The sequence below is a fragment of the Desulfobaculum bizertense DSM 18034 genome (assembly GCF_900167065.1).
In the GTDB taxonomy this organism is placed as follows: Bacteria; Desulfobacterota; Desulfovibrionia; order Desulfovibrionales; family Desulfovibrionaceae; genus Desulfobaculum; species Desulfobaculum bizertense.
The window spans coordinates 446524-465402 of record NZ_FUYA01000001.1 but is presented as its reverse complement, the minus strand read 5'-3'; the positions used below and the strand labels follow the sequence as shown (position 1 = coordinate 465402).

14 protein-coding genes are annotated in these 18879 nt (G+C 53.7%); 9 read left to right on the top strand and 5 right to left on the bottom strand.

What is annotated here, in order from left to right; all coding sequences use genetic code 11:
• Window positions 1-14 precede the first annotated feature (14 nt).
• From B5D23_RS02125 to B5D23_RS02115, 3 genes are read right to left on the bottom strand one after another with little or no spacing between them, the layout of a single operon-like run.
• Complete coding sequence (locus tag B5D23_RS02125) at window positions 15-1940, bottom strand: aconitate hydratase (RefSeq protein ID WP_078683740.1); 1926 nt, start codon at window positions 1938-1940, stop codon at window positions 15-17.
• 50 nt (window positions 1941-1990) lie between these two features.
• Window positions 1991-2260, bottom strand: a complete 270-nt coding sequence (locus B5D23_RS02120; protein WP_078683739.1) for a hypothetical protein — start codon at window positions 2258-2260, stop codon at window positions 1991-1993.
• Complete coding sequence (locus tag B5D23_RS02115) at window positions 2226-3896, bottom strand: chorismate mutase (protein ID WP_144012509.1); 1671 nt, start codon at window positions 3894-3896, stop codon at window positions 2226-2228. Before B5D23_RS02115 ends, B5D23_RS02120 begins: the two co-directional genes overlap by 35 nt.
• Window positions 3897-4255: 359 nt before the next feature.
• Between B5D23_RS02115 and B5D23_RS02110 the strand changes: the two genes are divergently transcribed.
• Window positions 4256-4492, top strand: coding sequence for a hypothetical protein (locus B5D23_RS02110; RefSeq protein WP_078683737.1), 237 nt, complete (start codon window positions 4256-4258; stop codon window positions 4490-4492).
• 149 nt (window positions 4493-4641) lie between these two features.
• Here the strand turns inward: B5D23_RS02110 and sat are convergent, their stop codons facing one another.
• Window positions 4642-5922: a sulfate adenylyltransferase gene (sat, locus tag B5D23_RS02105; protein ID WP_078683736.1), complete on the bottom strand. Its 1281-nt coding sequence runs from the start codon at window positions 5920-5922 to the stop codon at window positions 4642-4644.
• A gap of 891 nt (window positions 5923-6813) precedes the next feature.
• On the opposite strand from sat, the gene aprB reads away from it, so the two are divergent.
• From aprB to B5D23_RS02065, 7 genes are all read left to right on the top strand, one after another.
• Window positions 6814-7299 (top strand): adenylyl-sulfate reductase subunit beta, encoded by a 486-nt coding sequence (gene aprB / locus B5D23_RS02095; protein WP_078683734.1) that lies wholly within the window; start codon window positions 6814-6816, stop codon window positions 7297-7299.
• A gap of 53 nt (window positions 7300-7352) precedes the next feature.
• On the top strand, window positions 7353-9347 hold the full coding sequence (gene aprA, locus B5D23_RS02090) for an adenylyl-sulfate reductase subunit alpha (protein ID WP_078683733.1): 1995 nt from the start codon (window positions 7353-7355) through the stop codon (window positions 9345-9347).
• A 155-nt stretch (window positions 9348-9502) separates the two neighbouring features.
• Window positions 9503-10741, top strand: coding sequence for a CoB--CoM heterodisulfide reductase iron-sulfur subunit A family protein (locus B5D23_RS02085; protein ID WP_078683732.1), 1239 nt, complete (start codon window positions 9503-9505; stop codon window positions 10739-10741).
• Between the two features lie 5 nt (window positions 10742-10746).
• Window positions 10747-13002 carry an FAD-dependent oxidoreductase gene (locus B5D23_RS02080; RefSeq protein ID WP_078683731.1) on the top strand — a complete coding sequence of 752 codons (2256 nt, stop codon included), beginning with the start codon at window positions 10747-10749 and terminating at the stop codon, window positions 13000-13002.
• Window positions 13003-13014: 12 nt separating this feature from the next.
• Complete coding sequence (qmoC, locus tag B5D23_RS02075; RefSeq protein WP_078683730.1) at window positions 13015-14196, top strand: quinone-interacting membrane-bound oxidoreductase complex subunit QmoC; 1182 nt, start codon at window positions 13015-13017, stop codon at window positions 14194-14196.
• Between the two features lie 57 nt (window positions 14197-14253).
• Window positions 14254-14937: a hypothetical protein gene (locus B5D23_RS02070; protein ID WP_078683729.1), complete on the top strand. Its 684-nt coding sequence runs from the start codon at window positions 14254-14256 to the stop codon at window positions 14935-14937.
• A 225-nt stretch (window positions 14938-15162) separates the two neighbouring features.
• A complete protein-coding gene (locus tag B5D23_RS02065; protein WP_078683728.1) occupies window positions 15163-15393 on the top strand; it encodes a hypothetical protein in 231 nt (76 codons plus the stop codon).
• A 109-nt stretch (window positions 15394-15502) separates the two neighbouring features.
• Here the strand turns inward: B5D23_RS02065 and B5D23_RS02060 are convergent, their stop codons facing one another.
• Window positions 15503-16678: an amino acid permease gene (locus B5D23_RS02060; RefSeq protein WP_078683727.1), complete on the bottom strand. Its 1176-nt coding sequence runs from the start codon at window positions 16676-16678 to the stop codon at window positions 15503-15505.
• 1055 nt (window positions 16679-17733) lie between these two features.
• On the opposite strand from B5D23_RS02060, the gene B5D23_RS02050 reads away from it, so the two are divergent.
• Complete coding sequence (locus B5D23_RS02050) at window positions 17734-18834, top strand: beta/alpha barrel domain-containing protein (RefSeq protein WP_200803613.1); 1101 nt, start codon at window positions 17734-17736, stop codon at window positions 18832-18834.
• The last annotated feature ends 45 nt before the right edge of the window (window positions 18835-18879 follow it).

The window sequence follows — 18879 nt, the reverse complement described above, 5'->3', positions numbered from 1 at the left end:
TCGTTCTAAAGACGTTAACGTTCAATAGACTGCCGCACGTAATTCAGCAGTCCACCTGATTGGATAATATCCAGTTCTTTTTCCGTCAAATCATTCATGACTTTGATCTGTTCGCTTCCATTTTTCAAAACCGAACAGCTGCCGCCGGGCACAATCTGAGAGCACGGGATGCTCAAGACATCACCGAGCTGAATCTCGGCATGATCTTCCTTGCTCTCGAACATGAGCGGGAGGATACCAAAATTCACAAGATTTGCCCTGTGAATGCGGGCAAAAGATTTGGCAAGAACAGCTTTGACCCCAAGATGACGGGGCGCAAGAGCTGCATGTTCTCTGCTGGAACCCTGCCCATAATTTTCGCCAGCCACGATAACGCCCTGCCCTGCTTCTTTCATGCGAGAAACAAAGCCTGAATCCGTGCGCGAGAAGACATACTCACTAATTGCCGGAACGTTAGACCGAAGCGCAGTAATCTGCGGGCCAGCCGGCATAATGTGATCTGTTGTAATATCATCTTCGAGCACAAGTTGCACAGCAATTTCGAGCTGTTCAGGAAGTTTTGTGAACTGCTCGAGCGGTACAATGTTTGGGCCACGCGAAATGCTAAGATCTTTAGCATTTTCTGCTGGAAAAATGAAGAGATGGCGGATGCTTGGAACCTCATCCGGAAGCTGAGGAAGAGCAGGAGGCGTGCCCCAGCTTGCGGGGTCTGTGAATTCGCCGCGCAGGGCGAGCATCACAGCAGTTTGCGGACTGACAAGATACACCTGTCCGTCCTGAGTTCCGCTCCGGCCTTCAAAATTTCTGTTGAATGTGCGGGCAGAAACGCCTGCACTGTTTGGAGACCCTCCCATTCCAATACACGGTCCACACGCACACTCAAGCAGGCGTGCCCCGGCAAGGATAAGAGGAGTAAGCGCACCTTCGGCCACAAGCATACTCAAAACTTGCTTGGAGCCGGGAGCAATAAGAAGATCAGTTCCTGTGCTCACAAGCTTGTCCTTGAGAAGCATCGAAACCATTTTCAAATCTGCGTAGGAAGAGTTCGTGCAGGAACCGATTGCAACCTGATCGACCTTGAGGCCAGCCAGTTCGCGCACAGGCACCACCCTGTCCGGCATATGCGGGCAGGCAGCCAGTGGCTCAAGTGTAGAGAGATCAATCTCAATGACTTCGTCGTACTCTGCCCCTTCGTCCGCAACCAAAGCTTCCCATTCATCCTCACGACCCATGGCCGCAAAGAATTCACGAGTCCGCTCATCACTGGGGAAAAGAGAGGTGGTTGCGCCAAGCTCTGCGCCCATGTTTGTAATGGTCGCGCGCTCTGGAACCGAAAGCGTGGCGACGCCGGGTCCGGTGTATTCCATCACCTTGCCAACGCCCCCCTTGACCGTAAGCAGGCCAAGAAGATGGAGGATAACGTCTTTTGCTGCTGCCCAGCCCTGAAGCTTCCCTGTGAGGTGAACATTCACCACCTTGGGCATTGCCAGCATGTATGGCTCTCCAGCCATTGCCAGCGCAACAGAGAGTCCACCGGCTCCAATGGCCAGCGAACCCACACCACCCGCCGTGGGGGTATGGCTGTCAGAACCAACAAGGGTTCGGCCGGGACGCGCAAAGTTTTCGAGATGCAACTGATGGCAGATGCCTGTTCCAGGGGGAGAAAACACAATGCCATACTTATTTGCAACGGACTGCAAATAGCGATGGTCATCCGCGTTGCGGAATCCCATTTGCAATGTGTTGTGGTCAACGTAACTCACAGACCGCTCTGTTTTGACAGCATCGCAGCCAAGAGCTTCGAACTGTAGCGACGCCATCGTTCCGGTGGCATCCTGCGTGAGTGTCTGATCTATGCGGATTGCGATTTCCTTTCCGGCAACCAACTCTCCGCGGACAACGTGACGACTGAGTATCTTCTGGGTCAAGTTCATAGGCATCCCTTTTCAGTGTAAGGCGGTCCCAGATGGGACCGCCGTTATCATCACAATCAGTGCATCAAAAAGGCTTTTTCCTCCTCAGCCAATCGCAGACGATTCTGTTTTCGCCTACGAAACTCCATCTCGGTTGCCAGCCTGAGTTTATCCTGCTGCAATCGGAAAATATCCTGCGCATAATATACCCCTTGCGCGGGATCCTCTTCGGCCATCAGTTTTTTCACCTGGGCCTCAACAGTCTCCTTTTGCAGCTTCAGCTCCTCAAATTCTTGAGAAAGCCGCTCAAGCTCAGCCGATACGGACTCTTCTTCCTTTCTTTCCACTTTCTTCAGGCTCCTTCTTGTCAGGTTGTGGAACAAAACCATTCACAAAAAGCTGCCAAAAATCTGGCCATACAGAAGCCAGATCACCAGGATTCGCAAGCAGGATTCCCGGTGCGACAAAAGAGACCAGAGCCAAAGCAAGTGTCCAGTCAGCAGTGGGGCTGACCCAGGACTCCTCGCTCTCGACCCAAGAACTGCCTCTGTCGGAGCCTGTCACTACAAGACGGCCGGGCTTAACACGCACAAAGCGGCCAAGGCGGTCACCAAGGTCCATAGCGGTTGCGCTATCAAAATCTTCTGCAATCGCAATACGGCCACCAGACTTGGCAACCAGAGATGCAGCAAGTGCCAGCGGAACCAGCTCGGAGCAGTGCTCAAGCTCAAAGTCGAGCGCCTCAGGACGAGCATTCAGTTCCACAGTGATGTCTTCTTTAGACACATTCACTGTGCAGCCAAGGCTCTTCAGGAAGGATTCAATCTCACCCGCAATGCGGCGCTTGGCAGGCCAGCGGCCTTTCAGCACAACCTTGCCCTCTGTTGCATACGGAACAGCAAGCACGGAAGCGCACAGCATCGGATCAAGAGAAATAGCAGGATTTTTCGGCACAGCGTAGCGGGCAGGACGAACGCTAAAGGAATCTTTCTTCAGCTCGCATGGCACACCGCATTCTTTCAGCAGTGCGGCAACGCGGCGAAGCAGTCCTTCGTCATCCCAGCTCTCGTCCCAGGTGAAGGCAATGCCATCTGGGTACGTGGGGCCAAACAGTGCCAGTGCGGCAGCAGCCTCGGCCGGGAAGCCTTCCGGTACGCTAAAGCGAGCGCTTGTCATGCCTCCGCTTTCCATGCGCACAGGCACACCAGCGGACTGAGGCTCAAGGCTCGCCAGACGAACACCAAGACCTGCAAAAACATGGGCAACAGCACGAAGGTCCATGACCTTCAGGGATGCGCCACCAGTAAAGGTGGAAATTCCCGGCTGTCCAAGAACCATCGCCATGCACAGGTAAAGGTTCAGCGTCTCGTTACCAACGTAAATTTTCTGTTCGTGAAAATCTGGAGCCTTGCCAGCATTGATGACTTTCCCCTTTTCAAAAATCAGGGAAGCACCACCCTTATTCAAGGCTTTCAGCAGGTCTGCAAGTGCATCGTTCAGCACGATGGGGTGCAGCTCTGTCTTTGCCTCTGCTGCGGCAGCAACAGCAGCCCACATCCGTGTCTCTTCCAGATCACGGGGGCCATCGATGCTCACATCAAGAGACTCGCACTTCGGGAACAGCTTGAACGTACGGCTCTTGTTGCTGTTCTCATTGCGCACAGAATTATATGCAAGGCCATTCGCAAGATTGAACAGCTTGCGAGTTGTCGCAGCGTCCAGACCCTCTCGCTTGACCAGCTCGTCCCAAGCAGAACGCATACGGCGTTCCTGCCCCGGATCAGCAAGGGCTCTGCCTTTGCGTTTACGAGCATTTGCAGCCTTGGAAAGCAGGTAGCACCGTTTTCCAAGAAGTCGTGTCAGCTGCCGGTCAATGGAGACCAGTTCCTCAGTAATGGACCGTTTGTCCCTGGCGTCTGGACGGCGCTCGTCGCGGCGTTCATCGCGTTTGGCGTATTCGCGTGTATATTTTCTATCGTTCATAAATTTCTTCCGGTAAGCAGAAAGGAAGTCCACTTTCGTATCCTAACTCCACCTTTGGAGCAAGTGGCCCCCTTGTGGGCTTTCCCCCCACAATCTCTACTTTCCCCCCGCTATTCAAGGGTTTCCACAGAAGCCTCCCATCTCGTAATCATTTCACAAAAGCTCCCCTTTCGCAAAATTCACGAGCAAAGCGGTGTTCACTAACATTATGAGTAGGTGGGCGTCGTGTTCTGCAAGAGGCGCTAGGGTGGGCGGGGACTCTGTCCCCGCACCTCTGCAAGGGGCGCTGCCCCTTGACCCCGCCCAAGGACGAGGCCCTTGGGAATCCCGCTTTCGCTCAAAAAAGAGGGCTGAATGGGATGAAAGCTATGCTTTCCTCTCCATCAGCCCTCTTTTTTGAGCTAGTGGCATTTCCCGAACGCGTGTTCTTCTGCCTTTTCTGCCGCACTTATTTTCTTTCTGAACGCGAGCGTTCAGAAAGAAAATGGTGGCAACACACGGGAAAGAGAAAGAGCTTCTTTACGCCATTCTCACCCAAGTTTGAATTTCATTCACGCGAAGCGTGGATGGAATTCAAACTCGATGAGGATACGTAAGGGAATCATTCCCTTACGCGGGGGTTTGGGGGCTGGCCCCCAATCTTCCTCACCCCACCCAACATGACCGAACGAAGGAGAGAAGCGACAAAAAAGGGGAGGTGCAAAGCACCTCCCCTCATTCAGCACAGAGTCGTACGCAACGAGCGCTATTTCATGGCATCGCCAGAAGCAGCGTGCTGCATTTTGATCTCGACCTTTTCGGTGAGACCTTCGTAGTAACCGCGGAGAATGGTAAGGATTTCTTCACGGCCGAAGTGATCCGGAACATCAGCTTTTTCGGAGAGAGCCTTACGAAGCTTGGTACCGGAAAGGATAACGCGGTCTTCCTTGCTGTGCGGGCAGGTACGCAGGGAGGCCATGCCGTCGCACTTGTAGCAGTAGAAGGTCCAGTCGATCTTCATGGGCTTACAAAGGAGGGCCTTGCCGGGAGCGTCGCAAACGCCGTCAGCGTAAGGAATCTTGTCGAAGATTTCCTGAGCTTCGAACAGACCGTAGAAGTCGCCAACACCAGCGTGGTCACGACCGATGATCATGTGGGAAACACCGTAGTTCTGGCGGAAGGTAGCGTGGAGCAGAGCTTCACGAGGACCAGCGTAGCGCATGTCCAGAGGGTAGCCAGCGTTGATGATGTTTTCTTTCACGAAGTAGTTGTCGATCAGAGTCTGGATGCACTTGATGCGGACTTCGGCCGGGATGTCGCCGGGCTTCAGGTTACCAACCAGTGAGTGGATGATAACGCCGTCGCAGACTTCAACAGCGATCTTTGCGAGGAACTCGTGAGAGCGGTGCATGGGGTTACGGAGCTGCAGAGCAGCAACGCGGCTCCAGCCACGTTCGTCGAGCATAGCGCGGACTTCAGCAGGGGTCAGGTAGACGCCCGGGAAGCGGTCGCGGTAGTCGCCTTCGGAGAGAACTTTAACGGTACCGGCCAGGTTGAATTTGCCCTGAGCCATAACCATTTTCACACCGGGGTGATCTTCGAGAGCGACGTCCCAGAAGTTTTCGGAGTCTTCGCCGTGGCCTTTGAAGACGGTCTCGCATTCCCACTTCTTTTCTTCGTCGGTGAGGGCGTACTTTTCGTCAACCTTCATGGTTGCGTAGATAACGCCGTCTTTACCAACGAGAGCGATTTCTTCGCCAGCAGCGACAGCTTCGTCGTTGGTGTCACAGACAACCGGAACCGGCCAGAAGGTGCCGTCCTGCATGAGCATTTTTTCGCAAACGCTCTTCCAGTCAGCTTTACCCATGAAACCGTTAAGCGGGGAGAAACCGCCGATACCCATCATGATAAGGTCGCCCTTAACACGGTTGGAGATCTCAACTTTCTTGAGACCTTCAGCTTTTTTCTGTTCAGCCTTAAGTGCTTCACCTTCGAGCAGGCAACAAACTAAGCCCTTACCACCATGAGGGGGCAGCAGATTGGACATTGTGGACTCCTTTACAATTGGAATTTGAGAAATTTCACTTACTCAACCACCACAGCCTATGTCGAGGCAGTCTCCCATTTTCCCCAAAAATTGGCATAGTTGGAAGGGGAAAGAGGTCTATGGGGAGAGCCACCGGACTCGTCGAAATTCACATTTCAAGCCCTGTAAGAGGGGTTTGTGAAAAATTTCCGCAATTGTCAAGTGCCCTTCTGAGTCATTTTAGGGGCAAAATCATGCCAAAACTCAACGAAACCAAGGCTCAAAGTGACTTTGCACTTTTTTTCACCAATGACGCAAAAAGATCAGATTCACCGCAACGGCTCCACCAGAGACACAGGAAAGACACTTTTTTACTCTAAAATATCGGATAGCTGACATTTTCCCGTCAACCGCCCTTTTTCCCATAGTATACCTTCCCTAGTGCAGAAGTTTCCGGTCCACTCTTGCCAAAATTTCCGCTTGGTTGTATAGGGTTTCGTGCATTGGATAAACGTTTTTACGCGTGATGCTATATATTGCATTAAGGTCATGATTCCAGCACCCTTGAGGAAAATTTCTGACGCTTGGGATATTATTCACTTTCGCCTTGACAGGCGATAGGAGCCTTGCTAGACCTGACCTTGCTTGTTCAATCCATCACAAACGTCGAAAAAGGCGCTAATTACCGATGCTTGTGCAAGCCCCCGTAAGGGCCGTTGTTTGACACGTAGCTCCAGTCTCCCCTGAACGGTTAAACCGCCAGACGCGGTCCAATTCGGCGAAGATCGGGACGCTGCACAACGTTCCGTAAAAAAAAGCGGAGAACCTTGCTTCCCTGTTTTTTCATTCTCCTTATTGGGGATGTTTTTGAAATGGTTGTTTTTTCAACCCTAATTTGTTGGAGGATTCACTATGCCTACTTTTGTTGATCCCTCAAAGTGCGATGGCTGCAAAGGCGGCGAAAAGACCGCTTGCATGTACATCTGCCCCAACGACCTCATGATCCTCGATCCTGAGGAGATGAAGGCCTACAACCAGGAACCTGACGCATGCTGGGAGTGCTACTCCTGCGTGAAGATCTGTCCTCAGGGCGCTATCACTGCCCGCCCCTACGCTGACTTTGCTCCTATGGGCGGCACCTCTATCCCGATGCGTTCTTCCGAAGACATCATGTGGACCATCAACTTCCGTAATGGCTCCACCAAGCGCTTCAAGTTCCCCATCCGTACCACCCCTGAAGGCTCTATTAAGCCCTTCGAAGGTAAGCCCGAACCGGCAGATCTCGAAAACGAGTACCTGTTCACCGAGACCGAGCTGACCACTCCGAAGGAAGCTCTTGGCAAGAAGTTTGACGTGGCCGAGGCCGACAAGACCTGGACCGTCAAGGACGTCCAGTAGTCCAACAGCTTTAGCACTGTCTCACTTATTACGCTTACTTAAGGAGCAAAGAGATGCCTAAGATTCCTGTTAAAGAAGCCCCTCGTGGTATTGCACTCGCAGAACCCACAATTGAGGAGCACGATGTAGATATCCTGATCGTTGGTGGTGGTATGGGTTCCTGCGGTGTTGCTTTCGAAGCAGTCACATGGGCCGACAAATTCGCACCCGAAGCAAAGATCCTCCTGCTCGACAAAGCTGCTCTGGAACGTTCCGGTGCTGTTGCTCAGGGTCTTTCCGCTATCAACACCTACATTGGTGAAAACGACGCTGACGACTACGTCCGCATGGTCCGTACTGACCTCATGGGCCTGGTTCGTGAAGACCTCATTTACGACCTCGGCCGTCACGTTGACGACTCTGTCCATCTGTTCGAAGAGTGGGGCCTGCCGATCTGGTGCAAGTCCGACGACAACAAGAACATGGACGGTGCTTCCGCAAAGGCAGCTGGCAAGGCTATCCGCAAGGGTGACAAGCCTGTCCGTTCCGGCCGTTGGCAGATCATGATCAACGGTGAATCCTACAAGTGCATCGTCGCTGAAGCTGCAAAGAACGCACTCGGCGAAGAACGCTACATGGAACGTATCTTCGTTGTTAAGATGCTCCTCGACGCCAACACCCCGAACCGTATCGCTGGTGCTGTCGCTCTGGACGCTCGTGACAACAAAGTTCATATCTTCCGCACCAACACCGCATGTGTTGCTTGTGGTGGCGCAGTTAACATCTACCGCCCCCGCTCCACCGGTGAAGGCATGGGTCGTGCATGGTACCCGGTTTGGAACGCAGGTTCCACCTACACCATGTGTGCTCAGGTCGGCGCCGAGATGACCATGATGGAAAACCGCTTCGTCCCCGCCCGTTTCAAGGACGGCTACGGCCCGGTTGGTGCATGGTTCCTGCTGTTTAAGGCTAAGGCAACCAACTACAAGGGTGAAGACTACTGCGTGACTAACCGCGCAATGCTGAAGCCCTACGAGGACCGCGGATACGCCAAGGGTAACGTTATTCCTACCTGCCTGCGTAACCACATGATGCTCCGTGAAATGCGTGAAGGCCGTGGCCCGATCTTCATGGACACCAAGACCGCTCTCCAGGATTCCTTCAAGACCCTGTCTCCTGCTGAGCAGAAGCACCTTGAAGCTGAAGCTTGGGAAGACTTCCTCGACATGTGTGTCGGCCAGGCTAACCTCTGGGCTGCCTCCAACTGCGCTCCTGAGGAACGTGGTTCCGAGATCATGCCTACTGAGCCTTACCTGCTCGGTTCTCACTCCGGTTGCTGTGGTATCTGGACTTCCGGCCCTGACGAAGCTTGGGTGCCTGAAGACTACAAGATCCACGCAGACAACGGTAAGGTCTACAACCGTATGACCACCGTTAACGGCCTGTTCACCTGCGCTGATGGTGTTGGCGCATCTGGTCACAAATTCTCCTCCGGTTCCCACGCAGAAGGCCGTATGGTCGGTAAGCAGCTGGTCCGCTGGTACGTTGACCACAAGGACTTCAAGCCTACCCTGAAGGAAAGCGCTGAAGACCTGAAGCAGGAAATCTATCGCCCGTACTACACCTACGAGGCTCACAAGAACGGTTCTACCGACCCGACCGTGAACCCCGAGTACATCTCTCCCAAGAACTTCATGATGCGCCTGATCAAGGCTACCGACGAGTACGGTGGCGGTGTTGGTACCTACTACACCACCTCCAAGGCTCTGCTCGATACCGGCTTCTGGCTGCTCGACATGATGGAAGAAGATTCTCAGAAGCTCGCTGCTCGTGACCTCCACGAACTGCTCCGCTGCTGGGAGAACTACCACCGCCTGTGGACCGTACGCCTGCACATGCAGCACATCCACTTCCGTGAAGAAACTCGTTACCCCGGCTTCTACTACCGTGGTGACTTCCTCGGCCTGGATGACTCCAAGTGGAAGTGCTTCGTAAACTCCAAGTACGACGTCGAAAAGAAAGAGACCGTCGTCTTCAAGAAGCCTTACTACCAGATCATCCCCGATTAAAGATGACTGAAATGGAGGTCGCGGTTCGCCGCGACCTCCTGCTCAGAAAAATGGTCTAAGCCTGAGCAGACAAGAACCCTCTTTGTTCAGGGTTGTTGTTCAGGATTAGGCCATTTTTCAAATGGCCCGAACCTGATTTCGTAGGGAGGATTGAAATGCCAAACAACAGCGTGCTCGTTGTCGGCGGCGGGTTCAGCGGCATGACAGCCGCCCTTGAAGCCGCAGAAGTTGGCCACGAGGTCTTTCTTGTCGAGAAGACTCCGTTCCTGGGCGGACGAGTATCTCAGCTCAACAAATATTTCCCCAAGCTTTGCCCGCCTTCCTGCGGGTTGGAAATTCAGTTCCAGCGCATCAAGAAAAACCGCCTGGTTAATGTCTTCACTTTGGCGGAAGTTGTCTCCGTCTCTGGCTCCAAGGGTGACTACAAGGTCACTGTCAAAATCAAACCCCGCTATACGACCCCCGGCAGCATCGACCTCACCGAAGCCGCAAACGAACTTGGCGGCTCCAAAGAGAGCGAATTTGAGCTTGGCATGGGTACCAGAAAGGCTCTTCACAAAGACATGCCTTTTGCCTACCCCAGCCGCTTTGTGCTCGAAAAAGACGAGTGCTCGGCCGCAGAACTGGAAGAACTTCAGGGTGTGACGGGCATTGATCTGGACGACAAAGAGAAGACTGTCGAGCTTTCGGTTGGCGCCATTGTTATCGCCACTGGCTGGAAGCCCTATGATGTTTCGAATTTGACGAATCTTGGTGCGGGCTCTCTCCAGAACTGCATTTCCAACATGCAGATGGAACGCCTGGCTTCCCCGTCTGGCGCAAGCCACGGGCTTATTCAGCGTCCCTCTGATGGCCGCTCTCCAAAGCGTCTTGCGTTTATTCAGTGTGCTGGCTCTCGTGACGAGAACCATCTCAACTACTGTTCATACATCTGCTGCATGGCTTCGCTCAAGCAGGCCAGCTACGTGCGTGAACAGCACCCTGACTGTCAGGTAACTATTTACTACATCGACCTGCGTACCCCCGGCCGTTACCAGAAATTCCGCGATCGCATCCTGAGCGACGAAGGTGTTCATCTGGTCAAGGGCAAGGTGGCCGAAGCCGCACAGGGCGAGGACGGTAATGTCATCCTGACTGTGGAAGATGCCGTTGCAGGTACCAAATCCCGTGAAGAATACGACATGGTCGTCTTTGCCACAGGTATGCAACCGACTCTGTCTCAGGAACAGCTGCCTATTGATGTTCACGTCGACGAAGATGGTTTCGCAGAGGAAAACGAAGGTAAGGGCATCTTCGTTGCCGGTTGTGCCAAGAGACCTCTCGACGTCATGAAGTCTGCTCAGTCTGGTACCGGAGCAGCCATGAAGGCAATTGAGGCAGTAAGAGGGAGGTAAGGACAATGGCAGAAAAAATAGGTGTTTATTTCGACGAGTCTAGCGTCGGACCGTACTTTAACGTGGAAGAGCTGGTCGAATTCGTCCAGACCCGCTGGAGCAGCGATTGCCCCGTGGTCAAGGCTCACCCGGTTCTTCCCGGCGAAGACGGTATGAATATGATTAAGTCGGACCTGGATGCTGGGACGATTGACTCCGTCCTCATCTGCGGTTCCTCCCCACGTATCGACTGGGAAATCTACGACTTTGGCAAAAGCATCCTCGTTGAGCGCGTCAACCTGCGTGAGCAGTGTGGCATGTGCTGCCCCGACGATGCTTCTGATGACAAAGTGCTCATGGCAAAAGATTACATCAACATGGGCGTCATCAAACTTCAGAAGTCCGCTCTCCCCGAACCCGAGCTGATTGACACCGTCAAGACCGTGCTGGTCGTTGGTGGTGGCTGGACTGGCCTGAACGCAGCACTCCACGCTGCCCGTTCCGGTTACGACACTGTCCTGCTCGAAAAAGACGGTGACCTTGGCGGCCACGCTGCAAAGCTCTACAAGACCGTTCCTCTGGTTCACCCCTTCACCGAAGCTCACAGCACTGGCATTGAAAAGCTCATTGCTGATGTTCGCACCGAGCCTCGCATCAAGATTATTACCGGTGCTACCCTCTCCGCCCTCGAAGGCGCCCCAGGTTCATACACCGCCAAGTATACCAACGGTCAGGAAGACAAAATCGGTGCAGTCGTTATGGCGACCGGTTGGGTCGAACAGGACCCCGAAGTGCTCGCCCCCATGGGTTACGGCAAGTTCAAAAACGTCGTGACCACATGGCAGATCGAAGAAATGGCCAAGAAAGGCCAGATCCTTCGTCCTTCTGATGGCAAGCCCGCCAAGCGCGTCGCTTTCCTGCTCAACACTGAGCAGCTGGAACCAAAGGACCTCTACAAAAAAGAAGAGGTTTCCGAGGAACCCACAGAAGAAGCCAAGACGGAAGACGGCGAGACTCCTCACGTTGACGAATACAAAGATCTCGAAAGCCTCCGCCACCTGCCTTACTCCAGCGGCATCAACTCCGTTGTTGCCCTGAAAGAAGCAAACTACATCACCGAGATGTACAACGACGGTCAGGCCTACATTATCTATCAGGACATGATCGTCCAGGGCATCCACGAAAAGTACTACAAGGCTGCTCAGGACAATCCAGGCGTCATGATGAGTAAGGGCACCATTGGCTCCATCCGCGAAGATCGCGATGGCGGCCTGCTCATTACCATCACGAACAACCTGCTCGGCGAAGACATCGAACTCAAGGCCGACATGGTCGTCCTGCCTACGGGTATCGTTCCCACCACGGCAAAAGACCCGGTCATGAACTTTGTCTACCGTCAGGGTCCTGCATTCCCGGATCTGGACCTCTTTGATGGCTTCTGTGATTCCAACTACATCTGCTTCCCGTACGAAACCCGCCGTACCGGTGTTTACGCCGCTGGCTGTGTTCGTCAGCCGATGTTCATGGACAACGCAGAAGACGACGCCGCAGGCGCAGCGCTCAAAGCCATTCAGTGCATTGAGTCCGCAAACCACGGTGTTTCCGTCCATCCCCGTTCCGGCGACCTCACCTTCCCGGTCTTCAACTTCGTGCGCTGCACACAGTGCAAACGCTGTACGGAAGAATGTCCGTTTGGTGCTCTGGATGACGACGAAACCGGTACGCCTAAGCCGAATCCGACCCGCTGCCGTCGCTGCGGTACCTGCATGGGTGCCTGCCCCGAACGCGTTATCAGCTTCGACAACTACAGCGTCGACCAGGTTGGTTCCATGATTAAGGCCATTCAGGTGCCTGACGACATGGAAAAAGACGGCCCGCGTATCGTTGTTCTCGCCTGCGAAAACGATGCATATCCGGCTCTGGATATGGCCGCCATGCGTGGCAAAAAATGGAGCCAGTATGTGCGTATCATTCCTGTTCGCTGCCTTGGCTCTGTCAACGCCATCTGGATCGCTGACGCCATGTCCAAGGGCGTTGACGGCGTGATGATGCTCGGCTGCAAGTACGGCGACGACTATCAGTGCCACTTCGTTAAAGGCTCCGAAATCTGTAACCGCCGTAAGGAAAACATCGCAGAGACTCTTGACCGTCTCGGCGTTGAACCAGAACGCGTGGAGCAGTATCAGGTCGCAATTGACGAATACGACAAGCTGCCGGGTATGATCGAAGAGTTCCAGAACATGATTCTGGAGATGGGTCCCAACCCGTTCAAGGGCTTCTAAGAGGAGTACGTCATGTCGAAAGCTGTACGGATCGAACCCGATGTGGAGTTTATTAAGGAACTCCAGTCGGTGGGTGGTGACACCCTGAAAAAATGCTATCAGTGCGCCACATGTTCGGTGGCCTGCCCGCTCTCTCCCGCTGATGCGCCCTACCCCAGAAAAGAAATGATCTGGGCACAGTGGGGACTCAAGGATAAGCTGGTCAATGACCTCGACATCTGGCTTTGCCATAACTGCGGTACCTGTTCTGACCTGTGCCCCCGTGGCGCCAAGCCCGGAGACCTGCTCTCCGCCCTGCGCAACATGGCATACAAGAACCTCATGGAACCGAAAATTATCGGTAAGTGGATGAGCTCCTCCAAGTATCTGCCCATCCTCATTGCCATCCCTGCCGTGCTCTGGGCCTTTGTCTGGTTCCTGACCACTGGCTTCGCCATCCCCGAAGGCGAAATCGTCTTTGGCAAGGTCTTCCCCGGAGACTACACCATCGACCCGATCATGATGCTGACCTTCTTCTTCATGCTCACGACCTTCGGACTCGGTGTTGTTAAACTCATCAAGGCATTCCAGGCTGCCCCCGGCACCTTCTTCATCGGCGCTCATGAAAAAGCTACCCTCTGGGCAAGCATCAAGGACGTCCTGATTAACGAAGTCGGTCAGCACACCAACTTTAAGGACTGCAGTGCAGGACAGGACAAGCCCGAAGACAACGAGCGCTTTAAAGGCCACCTCATGCTCTTTTACGGCTTTGTCGCACTCGCGATTACAACCGGTATTGTCGCTTTCTGCCACTGGGGTGGAAAAGTGGTCGAGTTCATCGCTCCAGCTGGTCACACCCCGCTGCCGCTTTGGGCTCCGCACAAACTGCTCGGTAATCTCGGCGCCATCCTGCTCATCATCGGCCTGACAAAACTCACCCGCCGTCGTATGAACCTCGACGAGTCCAAGTTCAAGTCTACCTATTATGACTGGTTCCTGCTCGGACTTATCTGGGTCATCGGCCTCACCGGTGTCTTTTGTGAACTGCTGAGACTCGCCGACGTGGCTACTCTCGCCTACCCGATGTATTACGTGCATCTGGTGTCTGTATGGATGCTCTTCGCCTACCTGCCGTGGTCCAAACTCGGCCACGTGGTCTACCGTACCGTCGCGCTGATCTATGCACGGTATATCGGCCGTGTACCGCTGGGCTAGGTTTCGAGCTACTTGGGTAACAACTCATTTTCCTTGATGACAATTTAGGAGGATATCATGGCTGAGAGCGTAGACCGCAAGGTTTTCCCCATGAGCACCTTTGCCGCGTACCTCACCGGCGAAGACTACGACGGACACCGTTCCAGCATTCGCGAAATGCTGGGCTACATGACCAAAATGGATATCGATGCAACTGCTGAACCCTTCGCAGCTGCTATCGCCAAGGCATGGATTTATGAACAGAACCCTGAGCTGACTGGCATCAAAGGTAATGCCGACAAGTTCGGCGCTCACGTCTCCCTGCCTCCGCTGCCGGAAGACGCCTGTGCCATGCTCACCGCTGTTGTGAGCGAACTCAAAGACACTCAGGCTAAAAATAAAGACCAGGCTTCCAAAATCTCCGAGCTTGAAAAGAAGCTCGCTGACACCGAAGCCCAGCTTAAAGACTCCAATGCAAAGGTGACCACGTACGAAGCTCAGCTCGCAGAAGGCGACAAAAAGCTCCAGGTCTCCGAAACTCAGATCGACTCTTACACCGGTAAGGTCGACACCCTCCTCGCAAAAATCGAAGAGGTTATTAAACACGGCGTCGTGACCGCCGCCGCAGGTGGTGCCGCAGCTGAGGCTGCCGGTGCCGCTGACGCAGGCGAAAGCTCCGACGGAAACGTCGACTCCCCAGGCGAAGTCTCCGCAGACTTCGGCTTCGGTACCGACGATGACGGCGGTGGCTTCGGTTTCTAAGCCCTTGCCTCCCGTTCTGACCAATAAAAGCCCTGCCCTGTGCAGGGCTTTTTCGTGGCCTCTCGGAGCCACGAGACTCTGTCTCGTGCTCTGCAAGGGGCGCCGGGCGGGTGGGGGTTACGAGACTCCGTCTCGTGCTCTGCAGGGGCGCTGCCCCTTGACCCCGCCCAAGGACGAGGCCCTTGGGAATCCCGCTATCGCCCAAAATTTAAGGGCCGGATGTAAGTGAAAGCCCTTGGCTTTCACTTACATCCGGCCCTTAAATTTTGGCCTAATCAACTGGGCGTGTGTTCTTTTTCTTTGCGCTCCAACCCTTTCTTTCTGAACGCTCGCGTTCAGAAAGAAAATGGTGACGAACTCGCAGAAGAAAAAGAGGCTCTTTACGCCTTCTCACCCAAGTTTAAAAGCCGTGCAAGCGAAGCTTGCACGGCTTTTAAACTCGATGAGGATACGTAAGGGAATCATTCCCTTACGCGGGGGTTTGGGGGCTGGCCCCCAATCTCTCTCCTCCCACCCATCCAGCCCTCGCGGGCTGGGGCTGTGGCCCCCAATTTTCCTTCTTCAACTAAAAATAATTTGCAGTCACGATAATCACGCCAAACACAGAGGCGAGGACGAGAGCGGCAGTACCGCCACAGACCTGATAGGAGTTGGCTCGCAGGCCATTGCGACGAATTTTCCACGCCATGGCACAGGGGAGGAAAATAGCCAAAATAGCGAGGGCTGCACCAGCATGAGAGAGCGCCTGAATAAACTTGCCGGGGGCAAGCAGCCCTGCAATCAGAGGCGGACCAAGCACAATCACAACGTTGAGAAAACGCTGCGCGTGGGAATTACCGAGACGAAAAACTTCGGCAATGAGATCAAAAAGAGCAAGCGCGACACCGAGAAAAGAGGTCAGCAGGGCAAGCGCAGCAAAAGAAGACAGGACAGAGCCGAGAAAGCTAGAACCTCCTGCAAGCGCAGAAACGAGCAGCTTCACACTCCCGTGCATAGAGCCAAGGTCTGCGGCAGAGGTGCAGCCAAGGGAAACAATGAGCCAAAAAATATAGCATAAGAGCGGCAAGGTGCTCCCGACAAGGACAACAGGACGAAGCCTTTTCGTGCCGACGCCAAGGTAGCGAACAATGCTTGGAATACAGGTCTGAAAACCAAAAGAAGTAAACAGAACGGGGAGGCTCATCACGATAAGCGTGGAGTCTGGGCCACCGACAAAAAGATTGCCGACCTGAACGTGAGGCGTGAGGCTAAAGAGCGCAACACCCATTGCGACGAGCATCGCATAAAAAAGAAGCTGATTCACTCGAACAACGATGTTGGTTCCGAGATAAATAATCAGCATTCCAATGATAGCAAAATAAACGGTTCCAGACTGCTGGGTAACTTCCATGCCGACCCCACCGGCCATGCGAGAAATCAGATCGCCTGTACCTGTCAGATAAGCCACGAGAAGGGCATAGAGCAGGAAAACCATACTTCCGGTTGCGACAAACTGCCCACCAGTGCCGAGAACTTTCTTTGCCATGTTGTTAAAGTTCTCGCCAGGAGCAACCTTGAGGTTAATCTCAAGCAGCAGCAACGCAGAAAAGGATGCCAAGATCCAGAGCAGGATAAGCAGTCCAATTCCCATAGTGATGCCGAGTCCACCAACGACCATTGGCAGGCCAAGCATACCTGCACCAATGGCAGTGCCTGCGACGATGCACGCCGCCCCCATTTCTTTAGACAGAATCTGTTTCATAATAACCAGCAGTTGTTAAAAGACTTAAATGAATGCGTTCGTGTGTCACGATGTCAGACGAATACCCAAACTCTCCCAAAAGCTGCGAATGCCTGTCGGAAAAGGAAAAGATATTTACTCAGGTAACGCCACCTGAGATTCTATGAATTTTAAAAGTCTCGCACGATATGTCTCCCCCCAGCATACGTCAAGCTATGGCGTTCAAAGGAAAACAACACAGGAAAAACAACGGGTAATGCAGTTGGGGGACAGAGGAAGGAGTGGCGCTCGCGAAAAGGAAAGGAACTGCCCCATACCCCCTACGTATAGGGCAGTTCGTTGAGAGCTGACGAGGTCATACCACATAACAGCGACAGTGTACCTTTCACTCTGGGCGTCCTCACAGTCTCAAAAAATCAAAAGATGAAAGGACCATATGAAACTTTTTATACAATTGCATTTGTATTCAACAACTGTTGCGTTCAAAAACTGCGTTTTCTCTGCAGAAAAAAGGCTTTTTTACGAGGACTTCCTGGTGCAAAACTAGGAGCAAGAAAAACTTTTTTTTTCTGTCATTTTCTCCCGGTCCTGGCATACACAAAAGCACGAGGCGGGCTAAACCTTGCAGGCACCTGACAGCAAGAGTATGCCCTTTCCGACGCATGACGTTTTTTTTTGCCGCACAGCAGGAAAAGACGTACAACAACATTTCGCATGTTTCTAAATGGTTGGGCTCGCCAGCCTGAACCCTGTGCAGAGCGCGGAGACTTCTCCCCCACTCTTTTCTGGGCGGCAGGAGCCGATAGCGGAATTTGCAGGAACGCCAAGATTGGACTACATGCGACAGTCCGAAAACGATTCTCCGCGCGGGGTATTTGTATAAAACAGGAATCTCCACGCGCAGCACCGTGTCACGGCCTACGACTTTTTACATCTGAGCGCATGGCGCTTTTTTCATATGTGGCACTCATGTGCAGTGCCAAAGGCTGAGGAACCACCCAAGGTTTTATGAAAACCACCTTGGAAAAGAACTCCCGCAGGAACGGTTTTGCGGATAACTGACAAAGGACATCCCCATGAGCTACAGGCTGCCTGAGAGCCATATCCCATACACTGACGCATACTTTTTGCACTCCAGAAAGATTCTTCACAAAGAGGGGCTTAACCCTCATGTCACCATGCAGGTTTTTCTGCGCAAAGGCCCCGGAAAAATCTACGGCATTGAAGAAGCTGTGGAACTCATTCGGACTTTTAGCGCAAACAATGCAAAGAATCTGAAAGTGCACGCCCTGCCCGAGGGGTCCGACTACGCTCCTCTCGAGACGCTCATGACCATCGAAGGTCCCATCTGCGACTTTGTCGAGCTGGAAACGCTGTATCTCGGAGCCATCACCGCTGCGACATCTGTCAAAAACGGTGGCCCAGAGCCAGACCTCGCCAGCATCACAGCACGCGCACGCGAAATTCGCGACGAGCTGCCAGACAAGACCCTGCTCTATTTTGGCTCCCGCCACTGGCACTGGAGCTGGGACGAGCGTATTTCCAAGGCCGCTATTGCTGGTGGTTTTGATGCCTGTGCCACGGATGCCGGTGCACACGCGAACAATCTCACCGGCGGCGTTGGCACCATTCCTCACGCCCTTGTGTTGAGCCTCGGCCATCACTACGGTCGCGACACTGGAACCGTTCGAGCCGCCGAAGCCTTTGACCGCCATATTTCTTCCTCTATTCCGCGCATCGCTCTGGTGGACACATTCAACCACGAGTGTGATGACGCCATCGCCACGGCACGCGCCCTTGGAAAGAATCTCTGGGGAGTCCGTCTCGATACTCCCGGAGAGAATCTCGGCCAGTGTGGCGCCCCGGATGATGGTCGACGCTACTGGACCGGCAACGGTGTGACAGTGGAGCTCGTTCATGGACTCAGGCAGCGCCTTGATGCCGAAGGCTTTGAGCACGTGAACATCGTTCTCTCAAGTGGCTTTGGAAATCTCGACAAGATTCGGGCTTTCAAGGAAGGTGAGGCCAAGTATGGCCGTCTCTTTGAATCCATCGGCATCGGAAGTCTTTTCCCCGCGCACTTTGCCACCGCCGACATTGTCCGCGTCGACGGCGAGGACTTCGCCAAGGCCGGGCGCTTTCTCCGCCCCAACTCCCGCCTTGTTCGTGTCATCTAGTTCAACTCCAGCGCCGGCCCCTCAACAGGTCGGCGCTTTTGTCTC